This window comes from bacterium (genome assembly GCA_037131655.1).
Lineage (GTDB): Bacteria > Armatimonadota > Fimbriimonadia > Fimbriimonadales > JBAXQP01 > JBAXQP01.
The window spans coordinates 1-12,232 of sequence record JBAXQP010000053.1 but is presented as its reverse complement, the minus strand read 5'-3'; the positions used below and the strand labels follow the sequence as shown (position 1 = coordinate 12,232).

10 protein-coding genes are annotated in these 12,232 nt (G+C 50.0%); 3 read left to right on the top strand and 7 right to left on the bottom strand.

The features are described from left to right. Positions 1-121 precede the first annotated feature (121 nt). Positions 122-841: a DUF4469 domain-containing protein gene (locus WCO51_04075; protein ID MEI6512436.1), complete on the top strand. Its 720-nt coding sequence runs from the start codon at positions 122-124 to the stop codon at positions 839-841. Positions 842-1,332: 491 nt separating this feature from the next. On the opposite strand, the gene WCO51_04070 is transcribed toward WCO51_04075, so the two are convergent. Then, positions 1,333-2,175, bottom strand: a complete 843-nt coding sequence (locus WCO51_04070) for a deoxyribonuclease IV (GenBank protein MEI6512435.1) — start codon at positions 2,173-2,175, stop codon at positions 1,333-1,335. 4 nt (positions 2,176-2,179) lie between these two features. Continuing rightward, a complete protein-coding gene (locus tag WCO51_04065) occupies positions 2,180-3,268 on the bottom strand; it encodes an Mrp/NBP35 family ATP-binding protein (protein ID MEI6512434.1) in 1,089 nt (362 codons plus the stop codon). A 140-nt stretch (positions 3,269-3,408) separates the two neighbouring features. Here WCO51_04065 and WCO51_04060 point away from each other — a divergent pair, with 140 nt between their 5' ends. Beyond that, entirely contained in the window at positions 3,409-5,664 is a 2,256-nt protein-coding gene (locus WCO51_04060; GenBank protein MEI6512433.1) for a DUF255 domain-containing protein, read from the top strand. 40 nt (positions 5,665-5,704) lie between these two features. After that, positions 5,705-6,511, top strand: coding sequence for a mechanosensitive ion channel domain-containing protein (locus tag WCO51_04055; protein MEI6512432.1), 807 nt, complete (start codon positions 5,705-5,707; stop codon positions 6,509-6,511). Here WCO51_04055 and WCO51_04050 read toward each other — a convergent pair. The 5 genes from WCO51_04050 to WCO51_04030 all read right to left on the bottom strand — a co-directional run bounded on the left by WCO51_04050 (position 6,508) and on the right by WCO51_04030 (position 12,125). Then, on the bottom strand, positions 6,508-7,557 hold the full coding sequence (locus tag WCO51_04050) for an AAA family ATPase (GenBank protein MEI6512431.1): 1,050 nt from the start codon (positions 7,555-7,557) through the stop codon (positions 6,508-6,510). The two genes, WCO51_04055 and WCO51_04050, sit on opposite strands and share 4 nt — an antisense overlap. Further along, a complete protein-coding gene (gene flhA / locus WCO51_04045) occupies positions 7,554-9,653 on the bottom strand; it encodes a flagellar biosynthesis protein FlhA (GenBank protein ID MEI6512430.1) in 2,100 nt (699 codons plus the stop codon). Before flhA ends, WCO51_04050 begins: the two co-directional genes overlap by 4 nt. 33 nt (positions 9,654-9,686) lie before the next feature. After that, positions 9,687-10,703, bottom strand: coding sequence for a CapA family protein (locus tag WCO51_04040; GenBank protein MEI6512429.1), 1,017 nt, complete (start codon positions 10,701-10,703; stop codon positions 9,687-9,689). Between the two features lie 104 nt (positions 10,704-10,807). Beyond that, positions 10,808-11,398 carry an ankyrin repeat domain-containing protein gene (locus WCO51_04035; protein ID MEI6512428.1) on the bottom strand — a complete coding sequence of 197 codons (591 nt, stop codon included), beginning with the start codon at positions 11,396-11,398 and terminating at the stop codon, positions 10,808-10,810. A gap of 43 nt (positions 11,399-11,441) precedes the next feature. Further along, entirely contained in the window at positions 11,442-12,125 is a 684-nt protein-coding gene (locus WCO51_04030; GenBank protein MEI6512427.1) for a hypothetical protein, read from the bottom strand. Between the last annotated feature and the right edge of the window lie 107 nt (positions 12,126-12,232).

Below are 12,232 nucleotides of genomic sequence, written 5' to 3'. Positions count from 1 at the left end.
TATCTCATGGGACAACTACCGCTACTTCCGCGAACTAATCAACGAGACGGTGGAGTGGTATTACTAGGGTCAGAGATCCAAACAGCCGATAATATAGGTAGTTTGCTACTTGGAGAGCCCCATGCCCCTGCAATATGAAGTTGTCCGCAACGTGTTGACGAAGGATGAGAGCTATCAGGCCCGCCTTAGAAACCGCAAGACGGTCGAGACGAGTGAACTGCTGAAGGCCAGTACGAAAGGCACGCGCGTGTCTTCCGCCACCGCTGCGGGGGTGTTGCAGCGCATCTTCAATCAGGTTAAGATAGAGTTACTGAAGGGTAATAGCGTCACTATTCCGGGCCTCGGCACCTTCGGCACGGCGATCCATGCAAAGCTAAATACCCCTCACGACCTCCTTCCCAAGAACCCCAATATCACTATCTTTTGCCGCCCAAGCCCAGCCCTCACACACGATATCCGAGAGGGCATCACCCTCGAACGAGTGGAGCCCGCGTCGCAAGACCCTGAGCTGCGTAGTCTAACCTCCATTTCCGGCACCCTCGAACTACTGAGCGCAAGGGACGTTCTTGAGTTGCGAGGCGAGCGGTTGAAGTTTGATGAGAAAGCCTCCGACGAGGGCGTTTTCTTTGTGAATCAGCTAACCGGCAGCGAAGCCCGATGCTCCATCTACCTCTACTGCGGCGAGCGAAAGCTCCTGCCTATCGTCCCCGACACTATCGAACCCGGCGCCATCTACCGAATAGAGGTAAGGACGCGTCGAAGAAACAGCAGGCGCCTGAGAACCACCCAGTGGCCCGAACCCTTCAACGCTTGCTGCGCCTTCCCCGAGGACGCCGTCTGACCCGATCCATCATCGGTTAGACACCCGTTTCTCATCACCTAGACACTGCCCCCTCGCCCATTAGACTCTAACCCCACATCGGTTAGACATCGCCTCTGCGTCGGTAGAGTAGCCCCCTGAGAAGCGTTACAAACTATCCTGACAAGCAGGGGAAACTATCCCTACCAGCCTTACTTCCACTTAAAAGAAGCCAAAGGCAGACCCCGACGGCTTGTTTATGTCATCCCGAACAAAAGCGAAGACGGATATTGATAAGCCTACGTCTTTATCAATATGCCGCGATGAGGCTATGTTTGGGTAAATCAGTAGTATTCCGTGAAATAGTAGGATTGCGTAAACACCGTCAGCTGTAAAGCAGGACTTTGGGCAACCTATGGCGTATAGTCGGGTTTAGATCAGATAAAGATGCCCATGTCACGAGATGGTTGGGGTTATCAATTAGTAAGGTTAGGTGGAGGTTGCATCGTTGTTACGCTCCTTTCGTCTTTCGCCTACTTCGCTAGCTTCCTCAATCTCGCCACATCTGCGGCTATCTTTGTGTCGTCGGGTTCTTCTATGATGATGGGGATGTGGGTTAGGCGGGGGTCATTTAGGAGGAGGCGGAAGGCTTCTAGGCCGAGTTGGCCTTCGCCGGGGGTGGCGTGGCGGTCTACTCGGGAGCCTAGGGGTTTGAGGGAGTCGTTGGCGTGGATGACGCGCAGGCGGTTGAAGCCGATTAGCTTGTCGAACTGGGCCATGGTGTCGTTGTAGGTTTCGGGAGTGCGAAGGTCGTAGCCGGCGGCGAAGATGTGACAGGTGTCGATGCACACGGCCAGACGGTCGCTTCCCCCGGCCATTTCGATAAGCTCTGCGATTTGTTCGAAGCGGTAGCCGATACCGGTGCCTTGCCCTGCAGTGGTTTCAAGGGTGATGTGCACGTCTTTTGGGCCTATCTCCAAGAGCTTCTTGAGGGAGGCGGCAGCGTTGGCCATTCCCGCTTCGAAGCTGTTATCAACGTGCGCGCCCATGTGGGTGACAGCATAGGGAATGCCGAGGGCATGGCATCGTTCCATCTCTTCAATAAAGGCGCCCTGTGAGCGGCCTATCAGTCCTTCATCACTCGCGGCCATGTTGATTAGGTAGGAGTCGTGTGCGATCGCGCAGTCGATGCCGGTTTCTGCGCGGGCCTTATTGAATGCGTCAGGGGTCTCTTCTTTTAAGGGACTGCTCTTCCACTGTCGCGGGCTGGCTGTGAATATCTGAACAACGGTGCAGCCCGCTTCCTTACCCAGATAGAGAGCATTCTGCATCCCGCCCGCAGTTGATAGATGCGCCCCGATTAGTCTTTCCGCCATCGCTTTACCTCTTAATTAACGGTACGTTGCGAATGAGATCTTTTTGCACTGTCGCCATGATACTGATCTGCTGTGCGAGCTTGCCGGTAATCTCTGTGAAGGCTTTGGCCTGTGTTGAGTCGGGATAAGCCTCTATGGCCGGGGTTCCCTGATCGCCCGAAGCGCTGATGTTGGGGTCGAGGGGAATTGAGCCGAGGAAGGGGATCTTGAACCGCTTAGCAAGTTCGGGACCGGACTGGCCTGAGAATATCTGGGTGACTTCGCCGCAGTGGGAGCACACAAACCCCGCCATGTTCTCGACGATGCCAAGGATAGGCGCATCCAGTCGTTGGAAGAGTTGTATCGATTTGGCTGCAATCGTAGCAGCGACATCCTGCGGGGTTAATACAATTACTACACCCGCTAACGGAACGCTTTGGCCGAGGGTCATGGGTGCATCACCGGTGCCGGGAGGCAGGTCGACCAGCAGGTAGTCAAGTTCACCCCATTTGACATCAGAGAGAAGCTGCTGAACAGCGCTGGCAACCATCGGCCCTCGCCAAAGCACAGCCGAGTCCTCAGTTATCAACATCCCCAAAGACATCATCTTGATGCCGAAGGTTTCGATAGGGATGAGCTTGCCGTCTTCGGCGATGGGGTGCTCATTAGCGCAACCCATCAGCTTTGGAACGGTTGGGCCATAAACGTCGGCATCAAGCAATCCAACCTTGGCGCCGGTCTTCGCCAATGCGACCGCCAGGTTGACGGCAACAGTGGACTTGCCCACGCCGCCCTTACCGCTGGCAATGGCGACCACTTGCTTGACCCCCGGCAGAAGTTGTTCGGGGGTTTCCGGCCGTGAGCGAACCTGTGATGTCATCTCCACCGTGACGTTCCGCACGCCCGGGATGACGCTTACCGCTTGGGTGGCTTGCTGCTTGAACATATCTCTCACCGGACAGGCAGGGGTGGTCAGTTCGATCTTGACTCGTACGTGCCCGTCCTCAATCTTGATGTCTTTGACAAACCCAAGCGATACGATGTCACGTTGAAGGTCAGGGTCGATGATGACCTGAAGCGCTTCTAATACTTGCTGTTCGGTGATAGTCGCCAATTTGTTACCTCCTGAGAATACTCTTTTAGTGTACCTAATGTTTGAGGATTGAATGGAATTAGCTTCATTCCTAGCGTGTAATCAACTTGGCACTTGACTTCTAAAGCTCAGCTACTTTAGAATCATATTGAGGCTAAAACATGATGAATTCGCACTCTCCTCGCTTCCAATGGCTTATGTTAACAGTGATTTGCATTGTCGGCCTTGCATTAGTAGGCCAATTATTGCGTAATCAGGATCAAGATATTGAGAATGGGTTGGGTGAATCCCATGATACCTACGCTCGGCAAGCTAGGTTCCAGTTGATTGATTGGCATGAGTGGGGACCTGATGCCTTCAAAAAGGCCAAAAGTGAGGATAAGATTGTTCTCTTGGATCTTGGCGCTTGCTGGTCACATGATAGCCATGAAATGAACCGTCTTACCTATGATGACGCGGATTTAGTGGATGTAATCAATCGTCGTTTTGTCGCAATCAAAGTGGGTATCGATGTTCATCCTGAGTTGTATCGGCGTTACTTTATTCAAGCACAGCTTCAGACAAGCGAGAAAGCCAGCGAATTCAAAGGTGGTCTTCCGCTTATTGTGCTTTTGGATACGAATGGCAATCTACTCTACTCGGTTGGGTCCGTTTCGAAGAACCACTTAAAAGAGTTACTTGCACGAATTAGTGAAGAGTGGAATATGAACCGCGAACAGCATGAAATAACTGCCCAAGCTTTCTCACAACGAGCCAGCGCTGATCAATTGATGAAACCGTTGCCGGGGGAAGCAAATTATCAGACACTCGAGCAGCTCCGTAACCAGATTATTGCAGCTTATGATCCTGAGGAAGGTGGGTTTAGGGCTGCTGATAAAAGTAAGCCAATGCGTCCGGCGCTTTTGGAGCTACTCATCTTTCGTTATGTCAAGATGGGCGATATTGAAGCGGGGCGAATGGTGACACATACCCTTGACACACTGGCTCAATCGGCGCTTTACGACCACTTAAGAGGCGGTTTCTTCAATGAGAGCTACGATTTTGATTGGGGTGAACCTAATTTTGAAAAGCTTTTATCCCAAAATGCCCAAATGATGCGTGTCTACTCTCTTGCTTATTCCGTCTTCAAAAAGCCACTTTATCGCGATATCGTTTATGGAATTCAGGATTATTTATCTCAGAACCTGCTTGATAAGAGCAGCGGCGCTTTCTGGGCATCCCAGGATTCGGATAATGCGAAGGGTGATGATGGAAGTTTTTACACTTGGAGGTTGTCTGATCTGGCAGCAGCCGTCTCCGGAGATGAGTATCGAGCTGCCTCTTTATACTATGACATCACAAGAAATGGGGACTATGGGAAATTAGGGGTAAATGCGCTCAGAGTGGCCATATCTTATAACAAGCTGGCTGCAAAGATGGGTGTTACGGAAGATGTTGCCAGGCAGTTGGTGCGTTCTGCTACTCAAAAAATGCGGGAAACTCGTGACAAGGCGCTTAAACCACCTTCCGTTGATAAGACTGTTTTTACTCATCTTAATGGAATTGCCATTTCTGCATTATTAACTGCCCACCGAGTTTTTTATGATGACCCCCTGATGTCTAATTCGTTGCGTGATGAGGCTGTGGATGCAATGAACGCTATTCGGCTAAATATGGTTGCGCCGGATGGTGGACTTTATCATATGAAAGCCTACAAGTTATCGGAGGCTGAGGGAGCCGGTTGGCTCGACGATCAAGTTTGGGCGGCTCGCGCAGCTATTGATGTTTTTGGGGTTACTGGGGAACCTGCTTTGCTTCTGTTTGCTAAACGATTGATGAATTATGCAATCAGTCGGTATGAGGACACAGCAGAAGGTGGATTTTACGATTTGGCTGATGTGCGAAGTTCAGCAGGGATAACTTTATGCCTCCACAAGCCAATTAAGGATGAACCGCTTCCGGCTGCGAATTCAATTGTGGCGGGGGTTCTCGATGATTTATCCGCTTGGACAGGTGATGTGAAATGGATAGAGCACTCACAACGAACCTTAAACGCTGTAGCAGGAACTGCGAGCTTACTCGGTTTGGATGCTAGTTCATTTAATCGTTCAGTCCTACGTCATCTCATGCCTCCTTTGCATGTGGTAATTATTGGCGATCCGGCTGATGCAAAGACTCAAGCTTTCTATGATGCTGCGGCAAGGCAAAGCCCTATCAAGACGCTAGTGGTCGTCTATTCTCAAAAGAATGCGCCTTCATTTTATAACGTCGCGACCCTTCCCTCCGCATTTCTGTGTCGGGGCAATGTGTGTTTAGCTCCGATTACTGATTTAGCTCGTTTCAATGCTGTTTTGGCTGATCCATCACAAGAAAAAAGTTTGGGTATCAGGATTCCAAAACCAACCATACCTCCCATTCACAAGCTGAAAGTTCATTAAAGAGGTTCTGAAGGTAGGATATTAAGAGGGTGAAAAGATTATGTTAACGGCTGACTGGTGGCGTCATTTGGGGGCGTCTGCATTTGAGAAAGGGCTAATTACGCTTCTTATATTGGTCACACTGTGGATAGTGAGGCTGATATTTCTTCGAGCCATTGACCTTTCCCTCAATCCCCCTTGGACACGTGATAAGCTCGATGAGCGGCAGAACAGTCGTATCAGTACGCTTCAAGGCATCCTCAAGAATATCGTCAGCTACCTTCTGATTATTATTGGTGGAATTCAGATAGTGAAGACTATCGGTGGTGACAAGTATGACATCACACCGATCCTCACCACTGTGGGGGTTGGCGGGCTAGCGATTGGTTTTGGCGCTCAGAAGTTAGTGCGTGATGCTATTGCCGGCTTCTTTATTCTTCTCGAAGACCAATATTCGGTTGGCGATTATGTGACAATTAGTGATGTGACAGGGGTGATTGATTCGGTCGGTATTCGCATTACTCGAATTCGGGATGATCAAGGACGCCTTATAACCATGCCTAATGGCGATATATCAAAAGTAACTAACTTTTCACGTGGGGCGGTTGAGAACTACCTTGAAGTTAGTGTTACTGCAGCCTCAGACTTAGAAAAGGTTAGTCGAGTGATCGAAGCGGTTGGTGCTAAGTTTGAAGCTGTTGGCGTCCTGGGAAAACCGACACTTCAAGGTGTAGCTTATTTTGATGCAACGAAAGTTACCCTTAAAATACTCGTAAAGACCGACCCAAAGCGCCAGATGGCAGTTCTTTCCGACCTTCGCGAATCGCTGCGAACCGCTCTCATAGAATCTGAAGTTACTTTAGCTTAATGAGCAGCCGCACAACATAATTCGCGCATTCGCACCTCAGTCGCCAGTTCAATATCCTCAGGAACGCGCTGCCCTGTTGTCAGGTAGGAAATAGGCAGGCTGAACCGCTCGTAAAGCTCATGAATGTTATCGAGATTGTCTGTCTCATCCAGTTTCGTAAATAGCAGGCGATGGGTTGGAATATGCGTAAATTTCCCGACGATATCTATAAGGTCTTTCGTCTTTGTCGTAGCGCTTAAAACGAGGTGTGTTTCCGGCATCACAGGTTCAAGCGCCTTTTTTAGTTCATCCAAATGACGAGCGCTCTTTTGACTTCGACCGACAGTATCGATGAAGACGAAATCCATGTTGCTTAGGGTATTAACTGCCTCTAGGATTTCTTCAGGAGAAGAGGCGATCTCGAACGGAATATCCATAATCTGAGCGTAGGTTCGTAGTTGTTCGACCGCTGCGATACGGAAGGTATCGAGTGTGATCAGCCCCACTCGCTTTCGTTGGGTAAGCCCGAAATCGGCCGCTAATTTGGCAATCGTCGTTGTTTTGCCAACTCCTGTCGGCCCAATGAGCGCAACCACTTTTGGTGGACGTGAGGAGGGCATGATCGGCCCACCAATCATTTGTGCGATTGTGTCGATACTTTTCTTGGAAGTCATTTCAGGCAAATCGTCAGTGACGGACATCTGGACGACGGCGTTCTTATTCATTTCCTCAATAGCCGCTCGTAGGAAGCAGATATCTTCTTCTAGCTTCGAAATTTTCCCGACTAGCTCTGGCGGATTATTCGCTTTTCGGGTGCGTTGACGGGTGTTGACTTCTTCGATCTCATCGTCTGTGAGGGCTTTGCGCGATCTTACCGTTGCGACTTCTACAATTTCCTCATCCTTGCGCGCAGCAACGACTTCTACCATGTCCTTGCCGAAAGCGCCCATTAGCCCACCCTTTTTGAACTTGCGTTCACTAATGATTACTGCTTGCGGACCGAGTTCTTCTCGAATCTTTAGCAGAGCTTCCAATTTATTTGGGGATACATAAGTTCGGACTGTCATGCGGCCAACCTCACTTCACCGATTTGATCGACATTTGTTTTTGGAGAAATTTCATGATAAGAAACCACGGCTACAGACGGCATCGATCGTTCAATTATTCGCCGCAGCGGCATACGTAATTGGTTTGAGCATAAAAGCACAGGGGTATGTCCTGCGGTGATTGCGCGCTCTGCTTCGCCTTGTACCGATTTAATCAGCATTTCAGCATCTCTTGGGTCCATCGCAAGGGAATTACCCATCGCGGTTGTTTGAACGTTCTCTTGGAGCTTTTGTTCGAGAAGCGGTTCGAAGGTTATGACGTGGAGTACGCCCGCTTCATCGACGAGTTGCCGGGTAATTGTTCGCGCAATGGAAGCTCGAACCAATTCGGCTAATTGCTCTGTCTCTTTTGTGCGTGAGCCAAAATCGGCTAGGGTTTCTAAGATAGTGACCATATCACGGATGGGTACTCGCTCTCGAAGTAGGTTCTGCAATACTTTTTGAACCTCTCCGATGCTGAGTATCTGTGGGATAAGCTCATCAACCACCGCACTGTTTGTAATCTTCACATTATCCAAAAGCGCCTGAACATCCTGGCGGCTTAGCAACTCAGCGGCGTAAGTTCTGACGATTTCGGTTAAATGGGTTGCGATCATAGCGGCTGGTTCGATCACGGTGTAACCGGACTGTAAAGCAATCTCACGATGGCTTCCGTTAATCCAAAGCGCATCAAGGTTAAAAACTGGTTCCTTGGTTGGATTGCCTGGAACGGGTTGAATAACGCTTCCGGAATCCATTGCCAATAGGGCGTGTGGGAAGGCATCACCTCGAGCTACTTCCTCGCCACGAATTCGGATGACATATTCGTTGGCATTAAGCTGCATGTTATCCCGCACTCTAACACTGGGCATTACTAAGCCGAGTTCGACGGCTAATTGCCTTCGTACGGCGGTGATGCGGTCGATAAGGTCTCCCTTTTCTGAGGGATCTACAAGCGGCATTAAGCCGTAACCAAACTCAAATTCAACCGGATCGACCATAAGTAGAGGCATGACGGCTTCTGGCCCTTTGGGTTGAGCCGCTTTTGCTGTTTGCGCTTCTGTTAGAACCTTATCTTTTGGTTTGCCTGAAGCAATTGCTTGCGCGGATATCTTGCCGGTTTGAAGGCCATAAGATATTGCCGCAAGCAATCCACCAACGATTAGAAATTGAAAAGTTGGGAAGCCTGGGACGAAACCGATTAGCGCGAGGGCTCCACCTGCTGCGCCAAGCGCCTTGGGTTGAGCTAAAACTTGGTTCAACAAATCCGTTCCCATCGCCGAATCAGAGCTGGCGCGGGTAACCATCAAACCTGTTGAAGTAGAGATAAGCAAAGCGGGTATCTGGCTGACCAGACCTTCGCCGACGGTGAGAAGCGTGTAGGTTTTCATTACCGTCAGGAAATCGCCATTGCCTTTAAAGAATCCAATCGCGAACCCACCGACTATGTTGATGAGCATGATGATAATAGCCGCAATGGCGTCACCACGAACGAACTTGCTGGCGCCATCCATCGCACCATAGAAGTCAGCTTCTTGCTGGACGGTTCTTCGCCTTTTTCTGGCTACATCCTCATCGATTAAACCGGAATTTAAATCGGCGTCAATCGCCATTTGCTTGCCGGGCATTGCATCGAGAGTAAATCGAGCGGCAACTTCAGCAACTCGGCCGGCGCCTCCGGTAATGACCACGAACTGGACAATAACCAGAATAAGGAATGCCACTAACCCCACCACGAAGTCGCCGCCTACGACAAAGGTGCCGAAGGTTTCAATAACCTGACCTGCAGCGCCGGTGCCTAGAATAAGCTTTGTTGCAGCTATACTAAGAGCAAGTCGGAAAAGTGTTGTTATCAACAGAAGTGAAGGGAATACCGAGAACTGAAGCGGCTCAGTAACGTTCACCGATACTAGCGCCACAACCACCGCTGCAGCGATGTTGATTACGATAGCCGTATCCAACAACCATTCAGGTAGCGGAAGTATGAGCATCGTAACCGTCGCCAAGATCGCCATCGCGACAATCAGGTCAGTATGCTTTGATATTCGAGCAAATATAACGCCAAAACTATTGTTCATCAGCAGATATTATCGGTTGAGTTGCCCGTAAAGTTAATGGCTTTTGCGAAGTTTCTGCTTGAAAGATGAACGATCGACTAGCTTTGGTAGCCCTCCAACGATGCGTACGGGGTGTAGAGAGATATTCGTTAGCTTTCTTCCTTGCCATGAGGTAACAGCAATGAGCGTTTCACCAAGACGCCCTCGGCAGTTGGGGGCGACAAAATTGCCAAGGCTGTAGAAAATTGGTTTGCCTTTGTATGTTTCCGTGGGTTGAAGCACATGGGGATGATGCCCGATAACCATATCTGCTCCAAGATCAATCGCTTTGCGGCCTAAGGCTTTCTGATAAACCGTCGGTTGAGGTTCCCCCTGATTGCCCCAGTGAAAGGAAACGAAAACCAATTCCGCGCGGGATCGGGCATTTGAGATGTCATTTTGTAGAACGGAAAGACCTTCCGGCGTGATAGTTGAGCCATCGCAGGGGATAACAGCGATCCCTGCTGCCGCTTTTTGGGCGGGAGTGCAAGTTCGAAGAGCGCTTGATCCGCGAAATGCCAGGTAGGACAGGAAAGCGATGCGTACCCCTTTTGAAGTAACAATCGCAGGTTCGCACGCTGCTTGCCAAGTACCGCCAACTCCTGAGTGCTTCACCTTAGCCTTGTCCAGGGATGACAGCGTTTCCCGCATCCCAACTAACCCCCAATCCATCATGTGATTGTTGGCGCATGAGACAATATCAATGCCTGCTTCGGCTATTTGTTTGGCACAAAATGGTTTGCCGCGCAGGATATATTGCGAGCGTTTGCGAAGCTCTTCGGCTGATTTGCGAGGCGTTTGGGTACCGCGAAGAGTGAGCGGGGTTTCAAGGTTGGCAAAGGCGACATCAGCGCTATTAAATATGGGTGCAACCGATGAAAGAAAGTTATTGCTGCCTTCCGAATGAATGCCATTGAGCATCAAATCCCCGGCAATCGCGATTGTCAAAACGCCATTATTCGAAGGCGCAGCCCACACGGTGGTGATTAATAATACGACAGCAAAGCTTAACAAGCATTTTCGATTAAACATAGATCTTTTCCAACTAAAAGAATAGCTGAAGTATATTACATCACTCAGCCAAATTTCTCCTTCAAAAAAAGAAGCCGCATGAATTAATCTTGACAGCCCTTCAACTACTCCTTCGCCCCAAGGGCCTTGAGCAGGACGATGGTGTCGTTGTAGCACTCCTTCCAATCGGGTCGTGATACCTTTAAGCCCTTTGCTGCCAGTTTCAGGGGCGTCTCTCCCTTGTTTGTTTTCGCATTGACCTTCGCCCCTTTGCTAATCAGTAGCTCGCAGCAATCCTTACTACCGTAGTCTGCCGCATAATGCAAGGGTGTCCAACCGGTCTTATCTTTGGCATTCACGTCTGCCCCTTTGCTGAGCAGTAGTTCGCAGCAATCCTTACAAGCGTTGGGTGTCGCTCGATGCAAGGGGGTTCTGCCAGTCTCGTCTTTGGCGTTTACCTGCGCTCCGTTCTTGATTAGCAACTCGCATATATCTTTGTGACCGCAGCCTGCCGCTTCATGCAAGTAGCCAATCTTGGTGACGTCGACCCCGCGTGCGATGAGCCGACTCACGTTAGCAATGTCCCCGAAGTTTATCGCAGCGTACATATTTTCCTCGGTTCGCTCGAAGGCGGTCGTAAAGAAATAAAAAGCGGCTATCCACGCCAGAACGCCGAGGCCGAGAGCAATAAAGATCAAAACGCATCTCTTGATCATTTGGAATCATCTCCTTCCATTATGTTATATATTCGCCGGCGGCTCAATAGTTCTTTCTTTTCTCGATTCTCCAGATGAATGGGGCCGCCAGGAGCCCGACGATGAATATGATTCCACCGGCACCCATGAGATGGTTTGAAACAGACTCGCGGAATTCCCATTGAGCCTGCATTGTTGGCGTGGGATCCTGATACGGAATATTAACCAGAAAAAGGTCGTACACTAAGCCAGCCTCAATAATCCCGATCCGCGTGCAGAACTGGGACAACTCGTGCAGGATGACCATTGGCTGTTCATTGATGCTGCGAGAATTGAGCAAATCTTTGGCTTCCGGGATGTGAACACATTTCACGAGATTGGTAGAATACCCATGCTCCTGCAGCCAGTCGGCGCCAGGATGATATTGCATGTTATGCAGAGTGCCGTGCGACAGATCGAGCACAATGGCAAAGGTTTTCAGCTTCTCCAATGGGCCCGGCGCCACGATATATGTGATATCAACCAGCTTTGCTTCGAGCATTTTGAGCGCGCGCAAGCCCAGCTCTTCGTTTGGCGGCGCCAGCAGGCGGTCATCAACAAGCACTTTCCAACCTTCAATGTTGCGCACAGTGCGTGCCGCCGGCGGTGGAAGAGGCCCGGCGCTGCCATTCCCGGCAAAAACCGGAGATAAGAGCATAACCAACGCAACTGCCGAAGAAATGACATTTCTTATAATCTGTTCTTTCATGGTAACTCCCTGTTGTTAAGCAAAGACTCCGCCGCCGTTTATTTCTTGCCCAGGTTTTACCATCGGCCCGGCTGTTTGTCCACTATACGAAACATGAAACTCCAGGC